This is a genomic window from Streptomyces sp. NBC_01451, assembly GCF_036227485.1.
Lineage (GTDB): Bacteria > Actinomycetota > Actinomycetes > Streptomycetales > Streptomycetaceae > Streptomyces.
This window is the reverse complement of record NZ_CP109479.1, coordinates 8,813,631-8,835,544: the sequence shown is the minus strand read 5'-3', so window position 1 is coordinate 8,835,544 and position 21,914 is coordinate 8,813,631. Positions and strand designations below refer to the sequence as shown.

Annotated in this window: 17 protein-coding genes and 1 pseudogene; 8 read left to right on the top strand and 10 right to left on the bottom strand. The window is 71.9% G+C overall.

Going from position 1 to position 21,914, the window contains the following annotated elements; genetic code table 11:
• Positions 1–51 precede the first annotated feature (51 nt).
• Positions 52–762, bottom strand: a complete 711-nt coding sequence (locus OG595_RS38885) for an SDR family oxidoreductase (RefSeq protein WP_329280528.1) — start codon at positions 760–762, stop codon at positions 52–54.
• A 495-nt stretch (positions 763–1,257) separates the two neighbouring features.
• Positions 1,258–5,019, bottom strand: a complete 3,762-nt coding sequence (locus tag OG595_RS38880; RefSeq protein WP_443073289.1) for an nSTAND1 domain-containing NTPase — start codon at positions 5,017–5,019, stop codon at positions 1,258–1,260.
• Positions 5,020–5,464: 445 nt separating this feature from the next.
• Between OG595_RS38880 and OG595_RS38875 the strand changes: the two genes are divergently transcribed.
• Together OG595_RS38875 and OG595_RS45500 are read left to right on the top strand one after the other, a co-directional pair.
• Complete coding sequence (locus tag OG595_RS38875) at positions 5,465–6,259, top strand: NPP1 family protein (RefSeq protein ID WP_329280524.1); 795 nt, start codon at positions 5,465–5,467, stop codon at positions 6,257–6,259.
• Between the two features lie 605 nt (positions 6,260–6,864).
• Entirely contained in the window at positions 6,865–7,101 is a 237-nt protein-coding gene (locus tag OG595_RS45500) for a hypothetical protein (protein ID WP_443073288.1), read from the top strand.
• 142 nt (positions 7,102–7,243) lie between these two features.
• Here the strand turns inward: OG595_RS45500 and OG595_RS38865 are convergent.
• The 3 genes and pseudogenes from OG595_RS38865 to OG595_RS38855 all read right to left on the bottom strand — a co-directional run.
• Positions 7,244–7,462 (bottom strand): annotated as a pseudogene (locus OG595_RS38865) (hypothetical protein); the annotation flags it as partial.
• A 100-nt stretch (positions 7,463–7,562) separates the two neighbouring features.
• Positions 7,563–7,919, bottom strand: coding sequence for a hypothetical protein (locus tag OG595_RS38860; RefSeq protein WP_329280523.1), 357 nt, complete (start codon positions 7,917–7,919; stop codon positions 7,563–7,565).
• Between the two features lie 789 nt (positions 7,920–8,708).
• Positions 8,709–9,275, bottom strand: coding sequence for an Rv1733c family protein (locus OG595_RS38855; RefSeq protein WP_329280522.1), 567 nt, complete (start codon positions 9,273–9,275; stop codon positions 8,709–8,711).
• Between the two features lie 212 nt (positions 9,276–9,487).
• On the opposite strand from OG595_RS38855, the gene OG595_RS38850 reads away from it, so the two are divergent.
• Entirely contained in the window at positions 9,488–10,573 is a 1,086-nt protein-coding gene (locus OG595_RS38850; protein ID WP_329280520.1) for a WD40/YVTN/BNR-like repeat-containing protein, read from the top strand.
• A 150-nt stretch (positions 10,574–10,723) separates the two neighbouring features.
• On the opposite strand, the gene OG595_RS38845 is transcribed toward OG595_RS38850, so the two are convergent.
• Positions 10,724–11,401 carry a uracil-DNA glycosylase gene (locus OG595_RS38845; protein ID WP_329280518.1) on the bottom strand — a complete coding sequence of 226 codons (678 nt, stop codon included), beginning with the start codon at positions 11,399–11,401 and terminating at the stop codon, positions 10,724–10,726.
• A gap of 389 nt (positions 11,402–11,790) precedes the next feature.
• Here OG595_RS38845 and OG595_RS38840 point away from each other — a divergent pair, with 389 nt between their 5' ends.
• Positions 11,791–12,711: a sirohydrochlorin chelatase gene (locus tag OG595_RS38840; protein WP_329280516.1), complete on the top strand. Its 921-nt coding sequence runs from the start codon at positions 11,791–11,793 to the stop codon at positions 12,709–12,711.
• Between the two features lie 111 nt (positions 12,712–12,822).
• Here OG595_RS38840 and OG595_RS38835 read toward each other — a convergent pair whose 3' ends face one another.
• Both OG595_RS38835 and OG595_RS38830 read right to left on the bottom strand, forming a co-directional pair.
• On the bottom strand, positions 12,823–13,848 hold the full coding sequence (locus OG595_RS38835; protein ID WP_329280514.1) for a lactonase family protein: 1,026 nt from the start codon (positions 13,846–13,848) through the stop codon (positions 12,823–12,825).
• Positions 13,849–13,934: 86 nt separating this feature from the next.
• The gene (locus OG595_RS38830) at positions 13,935–15,434 is read right to left on the bottom strand and encodes an FUSC family protein (protein WP_329280512.1); all 1,500 of its coding nucleotides are present in this window, start codon (positions 15,432–15,434) and stop codon (positions 13,935–13,937) included.
• Between the two features lie 205 nt (positions 15,435–15,639).
• Between OG595_RS38830 and OG595_RS38825 the strand changes: the two genes are divergently transcribed.
• Entirely contained in the window at positions 15,640–16,116 is a 477-nt protein-coding gene (locus OG595_RS38825) for an Lrp/AsnC family transcriptional regulator (RefSeq protein ID WP_329280510.1), read from the top strand.
• A 39-nt stretch (positions 16,117–16,155) separates the two neighbouring features.
• Positions 16,156–16,860 carry an HAD family hydrolase gene (locus tag OG595_RS38820; RefSeq protein WP_329280509.1) on the top strand — a complete coding sequence of 235 codons (705 nt, stop codon included), beginning with the start codon at positions 16,156–16,158 and terminating at the stop codon, positions 16,858–16,860.
• A gap of 9 nt (positions 16,861–16,869) precedes the next feature.
• On the opposite strand, the gene OG595_RS38815 is transcribed toward OG595_RS38820, so the two are convergent.
• Positions 16,870–18,696 carry a helix-turn-helix domain-containing protein gene (locus OG595_RS38815; RefSeq protein WP_329280507.1) on the bottom strand — a complete coding sequence of 609 codons (1,827 nt, stop codon included), beginning with the start codon at positions 18,694–18,696 and terminating at the stop codon, positions 16,870–16,872.
• 338 nt (positions 18,697–19,034) lie between these two features.
• Between OG595_RS38815 and OG595_RS38810 the strand changes: the two genes are divergently transcribed.
• Entirely contained in the window at positions 19,035–20,447 is a 1,413-nt protein-coding gene (locus OG595_RS38810; protein ID WP_329280505.1) for a lipase/acyltransferase domain-containing protein, read from the top strand.
• 75 nt (positions 20,448–20,522) lie between these two features.
• Here the strand turns inward: OG595_RS38810 and OG595_RS38805 are convergent, their stop codons facing one another.
• Positions 20,523–21,296, bottom strand: coding sequence for a LysR substrate-binding domain-containing protein (locus OG595_RS38805; protein ID WP_329280503.1), 774 nt, complete (start codon positions 21,294–21,296; stop codon positions 20,523–20,525).
• A 110-nt stretch (positions 21,297–21,406) separates the two neighbouring features.
• On the opposite strand from OG595_RS38805, the gene OG595_RS38800 reads away from it, so the two are divergent.
• Positions 21,407–21,811, top strand: coding sequence for a DUF5997 family protein (locus OG595_RS38800; RefSeq protein WP_329280500.1), 405 nt, complete (start codon positions 21,407–21,409; stop codon positions 21,809–21,811).
• Positions 21,812–21,914: the final 103 nt, after the last annotated feature.

Sequence of the window (21,914 nt, the reverse complement as noted above, 5' to 3'; positions counted from 1 at the left end):
GCTCTTTCGCTGGGGGGAGGGGGCGCGCCCGGTGGTGAGTGATCCTGCTGGTCAGGAGGCGGCTGCGGCCGACGGGTAGACCACGGCGGGGTCCAGGGCCAGGTCCGCCTTGGCCTGCACGGACATCGGGTCGGCGAGGACCTCGGACTGTTTCGCCTCGACCCCGTCGAGCGCGGCCCTGACCACGTCGGCCGGATCATTCTTCTCGAACGGCTGCCCCTTCGCCATGTCGGTGTCGGTGGGGCCCAGATACAGACCGGTGACCAGGGTGTTCTGTGCCGAGAGTTCGAGGCGGACGCTGTTGGTGAGGCTCCAGGCGGCGGCCTTGGCCGCACTGTAGGCGCCCCAATGCTCGGACGGGGTCCAGGACCCGACCGACAGGACGTTGACGATCGCCCCGCCGCCACCCGTCTTCAGGATCGGGGCGAAGGCGCGGATCATCCGCAGCGGGCCGTAGTAGGCGGTGTCCATCTCCAGTGCGATCTGGTCCAGATCACCGTTGACCAGGCTGTTGACGGTGATGATGCCGGCGTTGTTGACGAGCAGCGTCACGTCCGGAGCGGCTTCCGCCAGGGTGGCAACGGAGTCCGGGTCGGTGATGTCGAGCCGCAGCACCTCCGCTCCGGGCAGATCAACGCTCTCGGGGTTGCGTGCGGTGGCATACACCTTGGACGCTCCCCGCTCGAGCAGCTGGGAGGCGAAGTGACGGCCGAGACCGCGGCCCGCCCCGGTCACGAGCGCAACGGAGTTCGCGATGTCCATGGGGAGGTGTCCTTCACGTAGCAATGCTTAGCCGGAAAGCGCCGACAACATCCACGCTAGAACCTCACGCTAACGTCAGATGCAAGCCTGGTAGGCGCGGCTCCCCGAAGGTGCTCGACGCCGCCGCCATTGTCACCGTCGTCTACCTGGTCTTCCGCAAGAAGCGCCGGCTCTGACATCGGGGCCTGGCCCGCCGCGTCGTCAACGCCCTCGACGGCGAGGGGACAACCACGGCCCCCGTCGAGGACCCACAGCAGATCCGCGTCCGACCATCGGCCTGACCTGCGCCCTGGGCTCGACCTCCGCAGCGCTGGGAGAGAGCTGCGAAGGCGAAGGCGCATACGGGGGCTGCGCCAACGGCCAACCATGCTGTTATGAACCGCTGTTGCCTGTCGGCCCCTTGCCGGCTCACGGACAGAGCCCATCGCCACCCCGTACGACATGTGCTGGACGCCTACGCGAAACCGTCGCGCCCTGTACGAACGCGACGGTCTCCTAGCCGCACAGTCTCCGGTAGGCGACCTCGGGCACATATGTGCTCCACTGTTCCCGCGAGAAATTCGCCCGCGACTCCGCCCGCGCGCACACCCGGGTGACCGCCCGCCCGGGATCCACCGCGTACCGCTGGAGCGGGGCGTGCGCGCTCCCCGCGTACAGGGTGCCGCTGTCAGCGCTGAACGCGAGGGTGTCGATCTCCTCGCCCGGTGTGGTCAGCGGGCCGCCCAGGGGCTGTTGGGTGGCGATGTCCCAGAGCTGGAGTGTGCCGGCGCCGCCCCCGACGGCCAGGGTGGCGCCGTCGGGGCTGACGGCCAGCGCGGCGACCGCTTCCGGTTCCTCGTCGGTCGAGGTGGGGAAGACGTTGCGCAGGACGCCCGTGCGGTGGCGGGGCTCCCCGTCCCACAGGGCAACCCGGCCGGTCCGGTCGCCGGCCACAAGACGCGAGCCGTCCGGCGCGAACGCGAGCGCGCTGATCTCCTCCCCCTGGACGAGGCCGTCCTCGACGACTTTCCCTGAGGGGAGCCAGGCGGTGCGGTTGTCCCCCGCGAGGAGCCCTCCTTCGGGGCGCACCGCGAACTCCGTGTCGCTGAGGCCGGTGAGGACTCTCGATCTGCGGCCGGTCCTGGTGTCCCACGCCTCGTCGTCCGTCTTGCCGAGGACCGGGCGCCGGGCCGCGTACAGGGTGTCGCCGCGGGGGCCAAGTGCGAGGCCGACCACCGCGGCGGTGGACTTCGGAGTGGTGGACTTCGGGGTGGTGGCCTTCGGGGTGGCCAGGTCGAGGGTGGCTCGGAGGCGGCCGTGGGTCAGGTCCCAGACCGTGAAGCGCTGCGGGGTCGTGTTCCTCCCGTCGGCCGAGACACCGTACGAGAGCGCCTTGCCGTCAGGGCTGAAGGCGAGGAGGGCCCGCGTGTCTTCCGGGATCACCGGCTCGGCCGGGTCTGTGGAGACGGGCAGGGGCAGGGAGGGGAGGGCGCGCAGGAGCCGGCCGTCGGAGGGGGCGCGCAGTTCGAAACGGTAGCGGTCGCCGATGCGTTCGGCGGTGGCGTACGTGTGGGCGTCGGGGCTCATGCTCACAGCTGCCAGGGGGTGCTCGCGCCAGCCGGGCGTGACCGCCGGCCCCAGGTCCAGGCAGTGGACGACGCCGCCTTCGAGGTAGCGCAGGGTGTTCGGTCCGGCGGGGTCCCAGGCGAGGTCGTACAGGTGCTGGTTGTTGAGTGGGTGCCGGAACACCGGGGTGGTCGGGTCCGACATTCGCCACACCCGGACATCCGTGCCGTCGGCGGTCGCGAGGAAGGTGCCGTCCTCGCTGAAGGAGGCTCGTTCCGCGCCCGGTTTGTAGAGCTTGGCGACCTCTCGGGCGGATGCAGTGTCCCAGACGGTTCCGCCGGACTCCGAGAGGACGGCGAACCGGGTGCCGTCGGTGCCGAGCACCAGGGTCTTCTGTTCGTCGCCGTCGCACAGACCCTGGGCCTGTTCCCACGGGCCGGGCAGGGTGCGGTGGCGCGCGACGTCCCAGATCTGCGGGGCCCGGTTCGCGGGGCAGAGGGCGACCAGGCGGCCGTCGGCGCTGACGACCGGGGCCAGCAGACCTGCCGAGCTGCTCTGGAACAGCACGCGGCCGTCCTTGACGGACCGCAGGCGCACCCGGTCGTCGTCGATGCCGCTCACGAGGTAACCGCCCGCGGCGAAGTCGATGAGCGAGTCCAGGGGGAGGGGGCGCGGATCGCCGGTCCAGCGGCCGGTGGCCGTGTCCCACAGGCGGATGCCGTCGTCCCTGGCGACCGCGAGGACCCGGGCGTGGGGATCGGCCGCGACCACCTCGCCGGGGAGTCGCCGGGAGGAGGTGCGGTGGCCCGTGACCACGTCCCAGGTCCGTGCGGTACGGCCCTCGGCGCTGAGCAGCGTACGGCCGGAGCCGGCGAGGTATCGCGTGGTGCCGTCTCCCGACGTGGGGTCGGCGAAGTACCCGTGTTCCACCTGGGTGAGGGAGCCGAGCAGTGCCCGGCGGGCCTCGGGCAGCGGTGAGATCCGCCAGGCGGCGACGCCGAGCAGCATCGCGGTGTTCGGGTCGGTCGACCGCATCGCGTCGGCGACCTCGGCGACCCTGCGCGCGGCCGTGTCGGTGCGCCGACGCTCGTTCTCCCCGTGCTGCTGCCAGGCTGCCAGGCCGGCGACCAGCGACACCACCAGGACCGCGGAGAACGCGGACACGAGGACACGGGCCCTGCGGGCGGTACGGGAGACGGCCCGGCGTTCCGCCTCCCGGGCGTCGAGCGAGGCGACGAGGAACTCCCGCTCCGACGCGGTCAGCTCGACGCCCCCGCCGTTGCTCCCGCAATTCCCGTCGGCCGCGAACAGCTCCTCCGCCCGCGCCAGCCGGGCTCCCCGGTACAGCGTGCCGGGGTCCCGGTCGTGCTCCAGCCAGGCGCGCGCCGCCTCCGCCAGCCGCCGGCGATGGCGCATCCGCTCGCGGTCCGTCTCGATCCAGCCGCACAGCCTCGGCCAGGTGGTGATCAGCGCCTCGTGCGCGAGCTGTACGCCCTCTTCGTCGACGGTGAGCAGTCGGTTGCGGGCCAGCCGTTCCACCACGACCGGTATCTCCGGGTCGGCCCAGTCGGCCAGTTCGGCCCGGGTGAGCGGTCGTCGGGTGTCGGCGGTGCCCTGGCCCGGCTCGATCAGGCCCAGGAGCAGTCGGCGGACGGTGTGTGCCTGGGCTGGGGAGAGCTGCCCGTGCACCTCCTCGGCGGTCGCCGCGATGGCTCCGCCGACCCCGCCCGCGGCCTCGTAGGCGCTCAGGGTCAGCAGTCGGCTGCGGCGCCGCTTCCAGGTCTCCAGCAGGGCGTGCGACAGCATCGGCAGCGCGCCGGGCCGGTCGAGGACCTCGTCCACGATCCGCGCGGTCAGTTCCCGTTCCACCAGCAGGCCGACGGTCTGTGCCGGTCCGACGACCGCCTCGCGCAGTTCGTCCGCCGTCATGGGTCCGACCAGCAGCCCGGCGCCGCGCAGTGCGTCCGCGAGTTCCCGGTGCTCGGCGCACCGGGTGTAGAAGTCCGCCCGCACCGCGATGAGCACGTTCAGCCGGCTGTCTGGGTCCCGGGCGGCGAGCAGGAGTTCGATGAACCGCTCCCGTTCCGCCTTGTCCCGGCACAGGGTGAAGACCTCCTCGAACTGGTCCACCACCACCCAGCTCTCCGGCTCCCCCGCGGCCGGGGCCAGCAGTTCGCCGTACCGGGTGGCGGGCCGGTCCCCGGGGGTGAGCACACGCAGCACCGCCGGGCATCCCCGGGCCGCGATCTCCTCCCGCAGGCGGGGGATCAGCCCGGCCCGCAGCAGTGACGACTTCCCGCTCCCCGACGCCCCGAACAGCACCGCGAACCGGTGCCCGCACACCAGTTCCCGCAGTTCCTCCACGAGCCGGTCGCGGCCGAAGAACAGCGCGCGGTCGTCCGGTTCGAAGCGGGCCAGCCCCCGATACGGCGGCGCGGCGTCGGCCGCCGTGTCGCGCACTGTCCCGGCGGCCTCCGCGTCAGCGTCCTTCCAGCGCAACTCCCACTCGCACGGGTCACCCCCGCACGCCCGTACATACCCCTGGACCACGGCGAGCGACGGCAGCCGCTGACCACGGGCCGCGTCGGACAGTGTCGTCGCGGAGAAGCCCGCCTTCTCGGCCATCGTCCGGTACGAGGGGTTGCCGGCCGCCCTGCGCAGCTCGCGCAGTTCATGGGCGAGGCGCTGCACGGGACCGGCCTCGGGGTCCACGGGTCTTTCCGGACGCCCCACGAGGCCCCCCACTTCCGTCCGCGCCCACGCACAGACAAATGCGACGTTCGAAGCGTTCAACATACGTTTGACGCAGATGTGACGTAAACACTTCAAGGGTGAGATGTGGCGGGGATGACAGCCGGGCTCCCCGACGCCGGACAATCCGTCGGCGACGCCCCGAATTGATTGACCGGCGAGCGCTGTGCCGTCCTGCTCGGCTCACTCGGCCCGATGTCGAGTGCCCGAGCCGCCGACAGGCCCGGCCTGGATGCGTTGCCGCGTGCTCCGACCGGGATCGGTGCCGCTCCCCATGAAGCACCCCCAGGCATTGACCGACCTGATGAATGGAGGTGCCGGTCAACTTTTCGCTTGCCAGTGTCGGTCTCGCATCACCGAATCCCTGGCCTCTCGGGGCCGTACCGAGCAAGTGGAGAGCGACCGCATGTCCTCAGCAGCCAAGATCCGCAACAAGGCCCGACTCACCAGGGCCACACTCGTCGCGGTCAGCGCCACCGCCCTGGCCGTCGGCCTTACGGGCAGCGCCGACGCCGCCGTCCTGACCCATCTGAACGAGAAGGCCGACACCTTCCAGAAGAAGTACATGCCGCTCTTCGACTACGACTCGGACAGCTGCTTCCCCGCGGCGGCCGTCGACGCGAGCGGCAAGCTCAACGGCGGTCTCGACAACAGCGGGGCGGTCACGGGCGGCTGCAGAACCAACCACCTCGGCAACGCCAACACGTACTCACGGTCCCTGTGCAAGAACGGCTGGTGCGCGTACGTGTACGCGCTCTACTTCGAGAAGGACCAGACGGGGCCGGGCACGGACGCCCTCGGGCACCGCCACGACTGGGAGTCCGTCGTCGTCTTCCAGAAGCAGGGCGACGAGCGTCCCAGCTACCTCGCAGCCTCACGCCACGGCGACTACAGCACCCACCCGATCAACGAGGTACCGATGAACGGCAACCGCGTCGAGATCGTCTACCACAAGGACGGTACCCTCACCCATGCCTTCCGCTTCGCGAAGTCGGGGGAGAGGCCGGAGGCATGGGGCGACGGCGGCTGGGACGCGCCGGCTCTGCTCACAGTGGACCTGATGGACGACCCCGCCCGCAGCGCACTGTGGAGCTCCAAGTGGGGCCATGCCAACTTCCCGCTGACCGCCAACTTCACCGACAACATCAACAAGGCCCGCAACGCGGACAGCCGGGCCGCCTCCGCCATCCCCGCGTTCTGACGCTGGGCCCGGAATCAGCGGCCGCCGGTGGGACAGCCCTCCCGTCCCATCGGCGGCGCCCCCGCTCCGAAACCCTGCCCTTGCCGATAACGTCATCCGCGCTGTTTGGAGCCAGTGTGCGACGGTTCGCGGGATGTCGGCCGCTTCGCCGACGTCGACCGCTCTGGCACGACTGGCGATCACCCAGGCATGATGACCGACCATGCTGCTGCGACTGGTGTACCGGGGCATGGCGAGCGCCTTCGCGATACTGCGGCTGCTGCCGATGAGCGATCGGGCCATGGACGTGGAGGTCCTGGCTCTGCGCCATCAGATCGCGGTGCTGGACCGGCAGCTGAACGGGCAGCGGGTGCGGTTCGACGCAGGCGACCGGGCGTTCCTGGCAGCGCTGCTCCAGGGTCTGCCGCCCGAGGTGTTGCGTCGGATGCGGCTGCTGGTGCGGCCCGATACCGTGCTGCGTTGGCACCGCGACATGGTCGCCTGCCGCCACGCCGCCCGGTCCCGGCCGAACCGCGGGGGCCGACCGCGCACCGTGCGCTCCATCCGCGCCCTGGTCCTGCGCCTGGCCCGCGAGAAACCGACCTGGGGATACCGGCGCCTGCACGGTGAACTGGGCGGACTTCCTGCGCTCCCAGGCGGACGCGCTCCTCGCGTGCGACTTCTTCGAAACCGTCGCCCTGTCCGGGGCGCGGCTGTACGTGTTCGTGCTCATCGAGCACACCGACCGGCGCATCCGGATCCTGGGTGTGACCGCGCACCCGACCACCTCCTGGGTCGTGCGGCATCCGGATCCCCCGCATGAACTCCATGATGGAGAGATGGGTGCAGACCTGCCGCCGTGAATTGCTGGACCGCACCCATCTGGAACCAGCGGCATCTCCTCCACGCACTGCGGGAGTTCGAGCAGTTCTACAACGCGCATCGGCCGCACCAGGGCATCGCGAACGCCCGCCCGCTGCACCCGCTCCCCGAACCGATCACCGATCACCGATCCGGACGAAATCGCCCGCCTCGACATACATCGAACCGACCGACTCGGCGGCCTCCTTCACGAGTACCAGCATGCTGCGCGACCAGGCCGGATGAGGTTTCCGGCAAGGGCAGGGTCATGAGGTCTGTCATGGCGAGGTGGATCATGGCTTCGGAGCGGGCAGGGAAAGTCTCGTAGTCGCGGGCCAGGCGGCGATGGAGCATCAGCCAGCCAGTTGGGTCGGCCGCCGATACGAACGCAAGGCAGAACACTTCCTGGCCTTCGTCGGCATAGCCGCAGCCCTCATCTGTAATCGCCGATTGGCCACCCTGCTCAAGGCCTGAGCCGCTTCTCCTGAACATCGAAACAGACCAGTCCCATTGAGTCCGCCAAGTCTGCCGCGTAGGCCGAGGCTTCCTCGGCCCTGTTCCAGCCCATCCCGAAGTACATGAGTGGACCGCTTGCACTCTCGATCAGCGGCCCGACCGACCAGGGCGAGGTCTCTTCCTCGTCCTCGGTGATGTCGCACCACCGCTCCAGAAGCGCGGCAACGTAGGCAGCTATGCGTTCAGACGGAGGCTCCACGGCCTCACCGTCGAGATAGCGGTCGTGCAGGACGTTGAAGACCCTGCCGGCAATCTTGTCATCCGCCGGTCGCTCGCCTTCCCAGACAGCCAGGTCGTAGCTCATGCCCGGAGACTTTCACACCACACTGACACCATCTGGGCCGGTCATCAGCACCCGCTTCAACCAAAAGAAACGACGTCACATGCGTCGGCAGTCCAGTAGGCAGACTGCGTCGCGGGCCAGGACTTGGTCAGGCGCATCGCAAGTCCCCCTGCGTCGTCAGATGGCGCAAGGGCTGCTGTTTTTCCAGCTCACAGCCCTCTCCGCGAGGGTGATGCCAGGGGGTTCTCAGGGGGGCGGGAGCCCGGCGAGGGAGTTCTCAGGGGGGTCTCCAGCGAAAGAAGCTGGAACATCGGGAAACACGACGAAACACGCATTGGCCCTGGTCACAGCCCCATAAGAAGATCCCACCGCAGCTCAAGCCCGCTTAGACGGCACGTACTGCAAGTACGCGACGAGCGACATCACGTACCGCTGGTCCATCCCCCCTCCGGCGGCTGTACGAGGCGGCCTGCACCCGCCTCGTACAGCCGCTGTCCTGCTGTCGAGAACTGCGCGCTCAACTCCCCGGCGGGTACGGGGAATCCACGGACGGTACCGGTCGTGGCGAAGCCAGCGGCCGACCCCGCCTCAACGGACGAAGCGAGCCTCACGCGCGTGCCCGGGCCAGGTCGCGCCCAGCCCACACCCTCCCCGTGCCGCAGACGCGCGGGCAGCCGTCCGGACCCGCCCGACGCCCACGCCGACTGCCGCGCCATGCCGCTGTTTTCGGCGCCCGGCACTCGCCGCGATGAGGGCGACGGAGCAGTGGTACCCCTGCGGGGCCCGCTGCCCGCCTCCCTCGGACACGGGTCAGCGCGTGTTGCGTCCCCACATCGGGTCGAACCGCTCCCACGCCTCGTCCCACTCCTCCATCCGCCGTCGCTCCAGACGGCCGCGGAGGAGACGCCAGCCGACGTAGGGCACGGTCGCACCGCTCGCGCCCGCCAGGGCGCCGACCAGCGCGGCCCTGAGGCGGGCCTCGGACTCGGTGGCGGGCTTCGTCACCAGGCGGCCCTGCGGGTCCGTCCAGACCGTCGCCGGGCTGCCGGCGGTGCTGCCCGAGTCGACCCGGGCCTGACCCGTGTGCCGGGTGCCGTCTGCCGCGCTCCAGCGGACCTTGGCCCACACCTTCTCGCTGCCGACGGTGCCGGGCGCGTCCTCGACGACCAGTGCCGTCACGGCGCGCCACTCGGCGCGCTCTCTCGCCAGCCCCTGTTCGACGGAGTGGGTCGACACCAGGCCGACGAGGACTCCGGTGAGCACGATGAGTGCCCAGGTGGCCAGTACGGCCCAGCCCTCCACGGCATCCACACGGCGCTTCAGCGGATTCCGCCGCCAACGCCACAGCCACACCCTGGGACCACGGAATGCCGCCATCGAAGGCATCCTCCTCACGCGCACACGGACATGCCCTGCCGCCCTCCCATACGCGCGATGTCCCGCCGCTGCTCACGGCCGACCCGAGGTCTCCGTCACATCTCGCCGGCCAACCGCTCCGACCTGCGGCGATTCCGTTTCCAGAGGTGACTGTCAGTGGTGGGGTGCAGACTGGCCGATGACTGGACAAAGACGTCCCGGAGGTGATCGGCATGACCGAGGTACTGCTCACGGTCGGCACGCGCAAAGGCCTGTTCATCGGGCACCGGCGCGGTGGCACGTGGGAGTTCGACGACAGTCCTTCCTTCAACGCGCAGGCCGTCTACTCGGTCGCGATCGACACCCGGCGAGACATCCCGAGGCTGCTGGTCGGCGGTGACAGCGCGCACTGGGGGCCGTCGGTCTTCCACTCCGACGACCTGGGCCGGACCTGGACCGAACCGGCGCGGCCCGCGGTCAGGTTCCCCAAGGACACGGGAGCCTCACTGGAGCGTGTCTGGCAGCTCCACCCGTCGACGGCGGAGGCGGACGTGGTGTACGCGGGCACCGAACCGGCGGCGCTCTACCGCTCCGAGGACCGCGGTGAGTCCTTCGAGCTGGTCCGCCCGCTGTGGGAGCACCCGACCCGCTCACGGTGGGTACCGGGCGGCGGCGGTGAGGGCCTGCACACCATCGTCACCGACCGGCGCGACCCGCGCGCGATGACGGTAGCCGTCTCGACGGCCGGAGTGTTCCGCACGTCCGACGGCGGCACGAGCTGGGCCCCGTCCAACTCCGGTGTCTCCGCGGTGTTCCTGCCGGATCCGAACCCGGAGTTCGGCCAGTGCGTGCACAAGGTCGCGAAGGACTCGGCCAACCCCGACCGGCTGTACCTCCAGAACCACTGGGGTGTGTACAGGAGCGACGACGCGGGCGGGCACTGGACGGACATCGGCGCCGGTCTCCCCTCGACGTTCGGTTTCGCGGTGGCGGCCCATCCGCACCGCGGCGACACGGCGTACGTCTTCCCGATCAACGCCGACGCGGACCGCGTCCCCGCCGACCACCGCTGCCGGGTCTTCCGTACGACGGACGCGGGCAAGAGCTGGGAGCCCCTGTCGGCGGGCCTGCCCCAGGAGGACCACTACGGCACCGTGCTGCGCGACGCCCTGTGCACGGACGACGCGGACCCGGCGGGCGTCTACTTCGGCAACCGCAACGGCGAGGTGTACGCGTCGGCGGACGACGGCGACACCTGGCAGCAGCTGGTGACCCACCTGCCGGACGTGCTGTGCGTACGGGCGGCGGTGATCGGCTGAGGCCAGGTCAACGACCACACCTCAGCGTCGACGGACTTCGCAGAATCGCACCGCCCCGCCGGGGCGCGGGACGCGACCGAGACCGAGTCCCCTGATCCGATCGGGCCCCCTCCCGAGATCCGGGGACTCGGCCGTGGCGACGGCGATGCCCTACGGCAGTTGCCAGTTGACCGGCTGGGCACCCTGCTTGACGAGCAGGTCGTTGGCCCGGCTGAAGGGGCGTGAACCGAAGAAGCCGCGGTCCGCGGACATGGGCGACGGGTGGGCCGACTCGATCGCCGGAAGATCCCCGAGCAGCGGTCGCAGATTGCGCGCGTCACGCCCCCACAGAATGGACACCAAGGGCTTGCCGCGCGCCACGAGCGCCCGGATCGCCTGCTCGGTGACCTCCTCCCAGCCTTTGCCGCGGTGCGCCGCGGGACTGCGCGGAGCCGTCGTCAGCGCCCTGTTCAGCAGGAGCACCCCCTGCTCAGTCCACGGCGTCAGATCACCGTTCGACGGTCTGGGCAGCCCCAAGTCGGCGTTCAGTTCCCGGAAGATGTTCTCCAGACTGCCCGGCAGCGAACGCACCTCGGGCGCCACCGCGAAACTCAGCCCGATCGCCATCCCCGGCGTGGGATAGGGATCCTGACCGACGATCAGGACGCGGACGTCATCGAACGGTTGCTGGAAGGCCCGTAGAACATTCGCCCCAGCCGGCAGATACGTCCGGCCGGCCGCTATCTCGGCCCGGAGGAAGTCGCCCATCGCAGCGATACGTTCGGCCGCAGGTTCAAGAGCCTTCGCCCAGCCCGCTTCAACAAGTTCATACAAGGGTCGTGGTGCCACAACCCGTCACCCTACTGGCACACACGAAGGCCCCGCACAAACAGGGAAACCCCCACACAGGGGCGAGGCCGGTCCGGCACCGCGTTCATCGACCGCCATGGGCACCCGAATGACCGGCATATGAATTTGATGCCCTATTGCCGGACAGCGGGTGAATCGTTCCCCGGGGGAGCAACCCGGCCCGGCGCACCGGGACGCGCCGACCGCACACGGCTGACCAGCACCGGAACACCACGGCGGCCGAGTTGACCCTCTCGACCCCGCGAGAAAATGTCACGTACTGATCACTTCTGATCCTTACGTAACTCATCAGACAAAAGCGGACGGATACCGCTCACCTGCCCCCTCCCCGAACAGGGGAGCCCAATAAGCCAGTAACATGCGGCGCCATGAGCTCCCCCACTGGGCCCGCCGGCCTGCCAGTACGAATGCCGCGCCCCCGCCAGCCGGGCCGGCACCGCCGCCCCGAGCCGCTGGCGGCTCCCGAGGGTGCGCCCGCGCTCGTCCTCGCGGTGCCGGGCGCGCCCAGCGCCGCCACGCGAAGCCTCGCCGAGGAGGTCGTGAGCATCGCCCGCTCCGAGCTCCCCGGCCTCGACGCCCGCATCGGGTACCTCGACGGTGACGACGCGGAGTTCCCCACGCTCCAGTTCGTGCTCACGCACACCTCGCAGGAGCGCACCGCCCGCTACGAGCAGGCCCGCGCCGCCGGTACGGACGTCAAGGAGCCCGAGGGGCCCGTGGCGGTCGTCGTGCCGATGCTCGCCGGTCCGGACAACGCGCTGCTGCGCCAGATCCGCCAGGCCGTCATGGAGAGCCGTATCGCGGCCGACCTGACCGACGTCCTCGGTCCGCACCCGCTGCTCGCCGAGGGACTGCACGTACGGCTGTCCGAGGCGGGCCTCGCGCGCGCCGACCGGGCCCGGCTGTTCACCGTGGCGACCGCGGCGGACGGCATCATCCTGGCCTCCGTGGGCGGCGAGGAGGCCGTGCAGGCGGCCGGGATCACCGGCATGCTGCTCGCCGCGCGCCTCGCCGTGCCGGTGATGGCGGCGGCCCTCGACGAGGACGGCTCGATCGCGGCCATCGCCGAACAGCTGCGCGCCTCGGGCTCGCAGAACCTCGCGCTGGCCCCGTATCTGATCGGCCCGGAGATCGAGGACGGCCTGCTGGAGGCCGCGGCACAGGAGGCGGGCTGTGCCTCCTCCGACGCGCTCGGCCCCTACCCGGCCATCGGCAAGCTCGCGCTGGCCAAGTACACGACGGCACTGGGCATCGCCCCGCAGCAGTCGCAGGGTGCCCCGGTCCGCTGACCCGGACAGCACTTACGCACGGCCGAGCACGACGGCCGGAACCTGGTACGCCGAAGGGCCCGCTCCTTTCAGGGAGCGGGCCCTCGGCGTTTCCGGCCCGCGGGCGGGCAATCAGCCGAAGATCACACAGGACACCGCCGTGACCTCGGCCGCGCCGGCGCGGCGGGGGACGCCGGTGTCGGGGTCGAGGGCGAACCAGGTCACGTCCCCCGAGCGCTCGTTCGCGACGTACAGGTATCCGCCCGAGGCGGCCAGCGCGCGGGGCCAGTGGCCACCGCACGGCACGGTGCCCACCAGCCGCAGGACCGCTCCCCCGCCGTCGACCGCGAGCACGGACACGACGTCCTGGCCGCGTACGGCGATCCACACGAAGCGGCCGTCGGACGAGACGGCGATGCCCGACGGGTAGGCGTCGCCGTCCGGGGCGCCCTCCAGCACCGCTGTCTCGCGCAGGGGCGTCAGGAGGCCTTCGCCGGCGTCCCAGCGGCAGACGGTGACGGTCGGGGCGAGTTCGTTCACCACGTACGCGTACGAGCCTCCCGGGTGGAAGGCCAGATGGCGCGGTCCTGAACCGGGGCGCAGGGCGCTCTCGCGGTGCGGCACGAGGCGGCCGTCGCGCAGTGCGCACACATGGACGGAGTCCGTGCCGAGGTCGACCGCGACGGCCCAGCGGCCGCTCGGGTCGGACTGCACCTGGTGGGCGTGCGGTCCCCGCTGGCGCGTCGGATGCGGGCCCGAGCCGGTGTGCCCACGCACGTCGGACACGCTGCCGCCGAGCGCGCCGTCGGCGCGGACAGGCACCGCGGTGACACTGCCGGAGCCGTAGTTGGCGGTCAGCACATGCCCGGCGAACAGGCCGAGATGCGTGGGCCCGTCGCCGCCCACCGGCACGGGCGGCCCGGCGAGTTCGGGCGTGTCGCCGCCCACCCGGTAGGCGGCGACGGCACCCTCGGCCGTCTCGCTGACCGCGTAGAGCGTGTGCCCGTCTCCGGCGAGGGCGAGATACGACGGGTCGGGTACGTCGTCCGCCGCGCCGAGCGCGGTCAGCGCGCCGGTGTCGTCGTCCACGGCGGCCACCAGGACGCCCGGGCCTCCCGCCGCCGTGAACGAGCCGATGAACGCTCGTCGTCGTCCCATTGCCGTCCCCTCTCCGTCTCCTGACCCGTCGGGGCGACCGTACCTCATCGGTCTAGACCAAAGAGCGGGGTGTGGGCGAGGGAAGCTCAGACCTCCACCAGCGGCGAACCGCGGTGGCTGCGCAGCGGAGCGGCCAGCTCGGCCAGGGCCTGTTCGAGGCCGTGCAGGTGGGCGAGGGCCGGCTCGGTGGCGTGGGATCTGTGAGCAGGGGCCGTGACGGTGTCCGCGCGGCCCTCCGTGAGCGCCTCCACCGCGGTCTCCACGCGTCGGCAGGAGGCGGCGAGCCGCACGTCGTGGGAGGCCTCCGGGTCGGCGGCCACGGCGGCCAGGCCGCGGATCTCACGGGCGCAGTCGTCGAGGAGCGCCAGTACCCGGCGGGCGCGGCGCTTACGGGCGCGCACGGGGTTGAGCGGATGCACGAGCGGCGCGACCGAGAGGCGGACACGCCCCAGCAGCAGCTCCAGTTCGGCCACGCGCGGTGCCGGATCGGCGCCCGGCGCACCGGCGAGCCGGGCGGTGGCCTCGGCGGTGCAGGCGTGGACGCAGCGCAGGGCGCGCTGGATCCAGGCGTCGGTGGTGGCGTGTGTGGTGATCGGCAGCACCAGGACCACGGCCAGCAGGGCACCCAGGGCGCCGACCCCGGTCTCCGCGAGCCGCACGCCGAGCAGCGCCGGGTCGAGGACGCCCAGCAGCCCGTACAGGAGTTCGGCGAGCAGGGTGACCGAGAGCATCATCCACGTGTACGACACGGCGGCCGAGTAGAAGATGCCGAACACGCATACGGCGACGAGCACGGCGGTGGGGACCGCGGCCCCCGCCACCGGGACCGCGACGGCGATGCCGAGCGCGATGCCGAGCACCGTGCCGAGGATGCGGCGGAAGCCGCGGACCAGGGTCTCTCCGCGCGAGGTCGTGTTCACGAAGATCCACCAGGTGGCGCCGACGGCCCAGTACCAGCGGTCCCCGGACACCAGCTGTCCCACGACCAGCGCGAAGCCCGCCGCGGCCGTCGCCTGGACGGCCTGACGCGTGGTGGCGCACGCCAGGCCGCGCGCGGCGGCCGGGGCGACGGGAGCCGGCGGCGGGGGCATACGGCGCTCGTAGCACCACAGTCCGAAGCGCACCGTCGAGGCGGTGAGCACGGACAGGACGACGGCGGCGTACAGCTCGGGCAGTTGCTCCGGTCCCGTGTGCAGGAACTGGGCGACGAAGAAGGTCATGAACGCGAAGACGCCCAGGCTGTGGCCGCGCGGGCCCCAGCGGCGCGCGTACACGCCCGCGCCGACGACGGCGAGGAGGGCCAGCCCGCGGGCTACCGGCCGGTCGTGCAGCACGGCCGCGGCGGCGAGGACCGGGAGGCCGACGACGGGCAGCAGCGCGGTGGTGACCTTCTGCCCGCGCACCGTGGCGTCGGTGACCGTGAACAGGGCGAGCATCGCGGCGAGTCCGCCGGTCACGGCCCCGATGAGCGAGTGCCCGGCGAGGCCGCAGACGGTGACGGCCAGACCGATGCCGAGCACGGCCCGCGCGGCGAACCGCAGCCGGGCACGACCCGGGTCCGGCGCCGTGAACACCCTCTTCAGCACTGCTGACCCGCCCCACTGGATTCGGCATGGAAAAGGCGCCGCGGAGTCCGCAGCGCCATCGACGCGCTCATTGGAGCATCGCTGCCACCACTGGCTCAAGTGAGGTCGCATAGGCTGAGCCATTGGCACAGACAATTCGGTCCGCGAACATCCATCGCCGAGCCAACGGACCACGTACGGAACATGCACGAGGAGGCCCGACGCCATGGCCGTGGACAAGCTGGACACCCGGATTCTGCGGCTGCTGCTGGAGCGGCCCGGCACCAGCGTCCGCGAGTACGCCCGTGTCCTCGGCGTCGCGCGCGGCACCCTCCAGGCCCGCCTCGACCGCCTCGAACGGGACGGCGTGATCACCGGCACGGGCCCGTCCCTGTCCCCCGCCGCGCTCGGCCACCCCGTGCTCGCGTTCGTGCACATCGAGGTCACCCAGGGCCATCTCGACGAGGTCGGGGAGGCGCTGGCTGCCGTGCCGGAGATCGTCGAGGCGTTCTCGATCGCCGGTGGGGGTGACCTCCTCGCACGGGTCGTGGCCCGCGACAACGCTCATCTGGAGGACGTGATCCAGGCACTGATCAGCGTGCCGGGCGTGGTCCGCACCCGCACGGAGGTGGCCCTGCGCGAGCGGGTCCCGCACCGGCTGCTGCCCCTGGTGGAGTCGATCGGCCGTACGGCCTCCGGCTGATCCCGCGCCCCGCCCCCGGCCCTTGGCATCCTGGGAACCATGAGCATCCTCGACACCACCGCGGTCATCTTCGATCTCGACGGAACACTCGTGGACAGCGAGCCGAACTACTTCGAGGCGAGCCGCGAGACCCTCGCCGCGTACGGCGTCACCGACTTCACCTGGGCCGACCAGCAGGAGTCCGTGGGCATCAGCACGCGGGAGACGGTCACGCTCTGGCGGGAGCGGTACGGGCTGAGCGTGCCGGTCGAGGAGCTGCTCGCGGAGAAGAACCGCCGCTATCTGGAGCTGGCCCGGGCCTCCACCCCCGTCCATCCCGAGATGCGGAAGTTCGTGGAGCTGCTGGCGGGCGAGGGCGTTCCCATGGCCGTGGCCTCGGGTTCCGCGCTGCGGACCATCGACGCGATCCTGGCGGGCACGGGCCTGGACGCGTATCTGCGGACCGTCGTCTCCTCCGACGAGGTCGCCCACGGCAAGCCCGCCCCGGACGTCTTCCTGGAGGCCGCGCGCCGCCTCGGAGCGGCTCCCGCGGACTGCGTGGTCGTCGAGGACGCCGCCCCGGGCAGCGCCGCCGCGCACAGCGCCGGCATGCGCTGCATCGCTGTCCCGTACCTCGCCGCACAGGCCGACGCCCCCGGCTTCGCCACGGCTGACCTGCTCCTGCGGGGCGGCCAGCGGGAGTTCACGGCCAGGGCGGCGTACGACTGGCTCGCCGGTACGGCGCGACAGCGCGGACCGGCCTGACCAGCGGGATCAGGGTCGGGGCAGCCGCGAGGCGGCTCCCGGCCCGTTCCCCGCCATCAACTCCCGGCATTCCGCGGCCAGTAGCCGCATCCCGTTGGCCTCCGCCCCCGCCAGCGCCGACCGGAGCAGCGCCACGCCCTCGGCCCGCCGTGCGCCGTCCTTCTCGCGCAGCATCGCGCGGGCCTCGTTCGCCCTGAGGCGTGCCGTCTGGGGTGGCGAGCTGCCCACGACCAGGCGTTCGGCCTGCCGGAAGTGGCCGAGGGCCGTCGCGATGTCGCCCTGTGCCAGTGCCAGCAGGCCCATGGCCCGCTCGGTCGGTCCGACCAGCACCACGGGCCAGCCCGCGAGCGCGATCCCCGTCGGCCTGCGCGCGAGCGCCTCGCGCAGTACCGGTACGGCACGGGCGAGTTCGGCCTCGTACCCGCCGCGTGCGTCGAGTCCGGCGCAGACCTCCGCGAGCAGGACGAGCGCCGGTACGGACCAGCCGTGCGGCGGCAGGGAGGCACAGTCGTCGGTCTCCCGGAGGAAGGCGAGCAGCCGGTCGGCCGCCTCGCCGTGGTCACCCACCTCGCAGCGGGCCAGCGCGAACCCCGCCCGCCAGACGGGGAAGTACCCGTGCCGTTCCACGCCGTCGGCGAGTCCGGAGCTGAAGAGTTCGGCCATCCTGCCCTGCTCTCTGAGCAGCCAGTACACCTGGCCCAGCCGGGTCTGCAGCAGGGTGTCGGCGGGGACGGCCAGGTCCGCCTCCAGGCCCTCGACGATCTCCCGGGACTCTCCGAAGATCCAGTCGGTGGCGGAGTCGAACCGGCCGCACCACAGGTCGAGCAGCGTGTCCAGGGTGCACTGCTGCCAGCGTGCCAGGGTGTTGCGCGTGCGGGCCGCGTGCCTGCGGTGCTCGGCCACCGTCCCGGTGGCGCCGTGCACCCGGCCGACCCGGAACTGGTCGATGGCGAGCGCGACGAGGGACTCGCCCAGGAAGTACGGGGAGCGGGCGCGCAGGGCGCAGTCCCGCAGCCGGAGGGAGATGGTCAGCGATTCGATGGCCGGTACGAAGTCGTACAGGCCCCAGCGGCACTCGGTGAGCACCTCGCAGCGCGTCTCGTCGTCCTGGCTGCCGGTGGCGAGCCCCTCCAGGGTCCGCCGGGCAAGGTCGGCGCCCTGTGCGGGTCCGGCACCCGGCCAGGCGGTGTCCTCGCTGACGGACATGGAGAGCTTCTTCGCCAGATGCGCGCCGAGCCGCAGGCGCAGCCCGGCCGCCTCGGTGCCCTCGCGGGTCCTGAGCGTGGCGAGGGTCTCCCGGACGAGGTGCAGGAGTTCGTGGTCGACGCGGCCCGGGTCGGACCAGCGCCGGGCCCGCCGTACGACGGCCACCGCCCGCGCCTCGGGGTTGTCAGCGCCCCGCTGGCACGCCTGGCGGTAGTAGACGTCCGCCTCCTCCATGCGTCCGGCCAGGTAGCTGGTGTCGCCGCGGTGCAGCAGCCGGTCGAACTCCGCGCCGTACCGGGAGGGTTGGGCCGGGACCGGGCCGCCGGTGTGCGTCGGTGGCGGTCGCCGGACGCCGGGGGCCCGCGCCGGTGTCGCGTCGGGGGTGTCGCCGCGCGACTCGGGGGCCAGGTTGAGCAGTTGGCCCTTGGCTTCCAGCGCGTCGTCGCAGGCGTCGGCCAGTTCACGGGTGACCCGGCGGTGGCCGTTCTCGATGCGGCTGAGGTAGCCCCGGCTGCAGTGCACGAGTCCCGCGAGGTCGGCGAGGGAGAGTCCGGCGGCGAGCCGCCGGCGCCGTAACTCCCGGCCGAAATGTCCCGACTCCTCGGTCACACCGTTCGCCACGTTGTCCATGCGGCTCCCAACTGCACGCAATCGCCTGTCTGTTGCTCGGTGTTGCCAAATATGCCCTGGCAACACCGGATCTCTCGCACTGTCGGCGAGTTCGGACAAAGCTGACCCAAAAGGTGTATGGGGCGCCCCATCGAATGTATGGAGAAAGCATTGAGGACCAGGACCGGACGAAGGGAGCCGCCGGGCAGGGCCCGGAGGAGCTCTCCCGTTCCTGGCCCCTGTCTCCTCGGTCTCCTCGGTACAGGTCCGGGGTGTCGAGGGAGAGGTCCCGGGTGCTCCACGGGGGTGGGCACCTGGGACCTCCACAGCCTCGGGAGCCGGCCACCGGGGGCGGAGTCATGCGCTGGCCGGTGAGGCATCCGATCGTCCTGGTCCCGGGAATCCTGGGCAGTGTCCTGGACGGTCCGACGGGTCCGCTGTGGGCACCCGGCAAGCCGTTGCTCCAGTCGCTGACGGAGCTGCGCGATGCGGACACCGCCGGGCATCCGCTGACCCTGCGCTGCGACACGTCGTCGGTCAGGGCGTCCGGCCTGTTTCCCGGCGTCGCCGTACTGCCCGGCCTGTCGCGGATCAAGGGGTACGCACAGACCGTCGACTGGGTGCGCGGGAACTTCGCGGTGACGGACGGTCCGGGCGGCGGGCTGCTGACGTTCCCGTACGACTGGCGGCTGGACAACCGGGTGCACGCCCGCAGACTGGCCGAGGCGATCGACCTGCACGTTTCCGAGTTCCGGGAGCGGACCGGCGCCAAGGACGCCAAGGCCGTCGTCGTCGCCCACGGCATGGGCGGCCTGATCGCCCGCTACTACGTCGAGGTGCTGGGCGGCTGGCGCGACTGCCGGGCGCTGATCACCCTCGGCACCCCGCACCGCGGCTCGGTGCGCGCGCTCGACACGCTCGCCAACGGCTTCCGGCACCTGCCCGGCGTACGGACCCTGACCCGCGGTTTCCCCTCGGTGCACCAACTGCTGCCGGTGTACTCGGTCATCGACACCGGGGCGGGGTACATCCGGATCGAGGACGCGGCGCCGCTGCCGGGGGTGCGCCAGGACCTCGTGGGCGACGGCCTGGGTTTCCACCGGGAGATCGCGGCGGCGGCGGCGTACAACGCCGAGAGCTTTCCCGCGTACGCGCAGCAGCATGTGACGCTCCCGCTCGTGGGCACCCGGCAGAGCGGCACCCTCCAGTCGGCGCGCTGGAACGGCCACGGGGTGGTGTGCTCGGCCGCGCCTCCGGGGGCGCTGGTCCCGCCGGTCCTGGCGGACGGGGACGGTGCCGTCCCCCGGGTCTCGGCGATGCCGCCGGCGCTGCCGGAGGACCGTTGCCGCTTCGTCCCGGCGGCGCACAGCGCCCTCCAGTCGCCGCGCGTGCTGACCGGCCGGCTCCTCCCTCTCCTGCTGCGCCTCCAGTCGCCCGGCCCGATGGACGTGCGCGGCCAGTCGGACCCGCTCACGCTGGTGGCCCCGGCCATCAGCAGCGAGGTCGACGACGCCTACCCCGGCTCGGCGCCGGCGACCCTGCGCGCCCGGGTGGTGGGAGCCGCCCGGCCACCGGAGCGGCTGCTCGCGCGGGTCACCGGGGAGGACGGCGAGACGCTCTCCCTGGTGCTGTCCGAGGTCGCACCCGCCCGGTACGAGGTGCGGAGGGTGCTGCCGCCCGGGCTGTACGAGATCGAGATCGCCGCGGACTCTGGTTCACCGGTCCCGGAACAGGTGCAGGACTGCTTCGCGGTGTTGCCCCACCCCGATTGACGTGCGGTTCCTCCGCGCGGGCCGGTGGGGTGCCGGGCCCGCGGTTCCCCGCGCCCCGTCAGGGCGCGGCGGGTGCTACGACTTGCGGCGGGGCTTGCCCTGGCGGGTGCCGCCCGCCTTGCCGGAACCGCCGCCGCGGGCGCCCCGGCCCGCGGACCTGCCCGCGGCGGGCTTGCGGGCCGTGCCACCCGTACCGGAGCTCTTCTTGGCCTTCGGCTGCTCCGCCTTCGGCTCCTCCCGGCGTCCGCGTGAGCTGTTGACGGTGCGGCCCCGCACAATGCCGATGAAGTCCTCGACCAGGTCGGTCGTGCGGTCCTCCGGCCAGGACAGCGCGACCTGGGACCCGGGCGCGTCGGTGACCGGGCGGTAGGTGAGGTCCCTGCGGTGGTGGAGGCGGGCCAGGGACTGCGGGACGACGAGCACGCCGATGCCGGCCGCTACCAGTTCGACGGCGTCCTCGGTGGTCGCGGGGCGCTCAAGCGCGGGGCGGCCGGGGAACGCCTCCCAGGCGAGGGTGTCGTCGAAGGGGTGCAGCACGATGTCGTCGGCGAGGTCCTCGGCGGTCACCTCTTCGACGGCGGACACGACATGGTCCTTGGGGACGACGACCACCGAGGTCTCGGTGTAGAGGGGGATCGCGCTGAACACCGTACGGTCGACCGGCAGGCGGACCAGGGCCGCGTCGGCGTCACCGGCCAGCATCAGGGCGTGCGCCTCGGCGGCGGACACCTGGAGCAGGGTCAGGGGGACGTCGGTCCGCCGCTCGTTCCAGATCCGCACCCACTTGGCGGGGATCACTCCCGGGACGTACGCGAGCCGGAACGCGGGGGATTCTTCCGAGCCAGTCACCGCGCCAGGCTACCTTCCGTACTCCTCGCGTCGCGCTGCCGCCCTGCTCACCGCTGCCCGCCCGGTCCGCCGTGGTCGGCGCTGGTTCATACGCTCGATACCCTTGAACCATGACGACGCAGCAGACCTCCCAGACCATGAAGCCCGCGACCGCGGCGAAGAAGCTGGGTGTGTACCTCCAGGCCACCCCCGCAGAGTTCCAGGAGGGTGTCGTCACGCGCGCCGAGCTGACCGCGTTGCAGGCCGACCCGCCGGCCTGGCTGCGCGACCTGCGCCGCGACGGCCCGCACCCCCGGCCGGTGGTCGCGTCGAAGCTGGGCGTCTCCATCGCGGGGCTCGCCCGCGGCGGGGTCACCGAGGCCCTCACCACCGAGCAGATCGAGGCTCTGAAGCAGGACGCCCCCGAGTGGCTCCGGCACGAGCGCTCCGTTCAGGTCGATGTCCGCAGGGAAGCGGCGCGCATCAAGGAGCTGCACCAGGAACAGCAGGAGAAGCGGGAGAACCAGGGCCGCTAGCAGCGGGCCGGGGCGTGCGGGACACCCGGTCCGGGCCTCTGCCGAGCCGCCTCTCCCGACGTGCGCGCGCCCCTTGGGTCGCCGATCATTGTCGCTGCCGTGC

Coding starts and splice junctions, on each gene's coding strand:
- OG595_RS38850 (WP_329280520.1), top strand. CDS start 9,488: ATGACCGAGGTACTGCTCACGGTCGGCACGCGCAAAGGCCTGTTCATC.
- OG595_RS38860 (WP_329280523.1), bottom strand. CDS start 7,919: ATGAGCTACGACCTGGCTGTCTGGGAAGGCGAGCGACCGGCGGATGAC.
- OG595_RS38800 (WP_329280500.1), top strand. CDS start 21,407: ATGACGACGCAGCAGACCTCCCAGACCATGAAGCCCGCGACCGCGGCG.
- OG595_RS38820 (WP_329280509.1), top strand. CDS start 16,156: ATGAGCATCCTCGACACCACCGCGGTCATCTTCGATCTCGACGGAACA.
- OG595_RS38840 (WP_329280516.1), top strand. CDS start 11,791: ATGAGCTCCCCCACTGGGCCCGCCGGCCTGCCAGTACGAATGCCGCGC.
- OG595_RS38885 (WP_329280528.1), bottom strand. CDS start 762: ATGGACATCGCGAACTCCGTTGCGCTCGTGACCGGGGCGGGCCGCGGT.
- OG595_RS38810 (WP_329280505.1), top strand. CDS start 19,035: ATGCGCTGGCCGGTGAGGCATCCGATCGTCCTGGTCCCGGGAATCCTG.
- OG595_RS38855 (WP_329280522.1), bottom strand. CDS start 9,275: ATGGCGGCATTCCGTGGTCCCAGGGTGTGGCTGTGGCGTTGGCGGCGG.
- OG595_RS38825 (WP_329280510.1), top strand. CDS start 15,640: ATGGCCGTGGACAAGCTGGACACCCGGATTCTGCGGCTGCTGCTGGAG.
- OG595_RS38875 (WP_329280524.1), top strand. CDS start 5,465: ATGTCCTCAGCAGCCAAGATCCGCAACAAGGCCCGACTCACCAGGGCC.
- OG595_RS38835 (WP_329280514.1), bottom strand. CDS start 13,848: ATGGGACGACGACGAGCGTTCATCGGCTCGTTCACGGCGGCGGGAGGC.
- OG595_RS38815 (WP_329280507.1), bottom strand. CDS start 18,696: ATGGACAACGTGGCGAACGGTGTGACCGAGGAGTCGGGACATTTCGGC.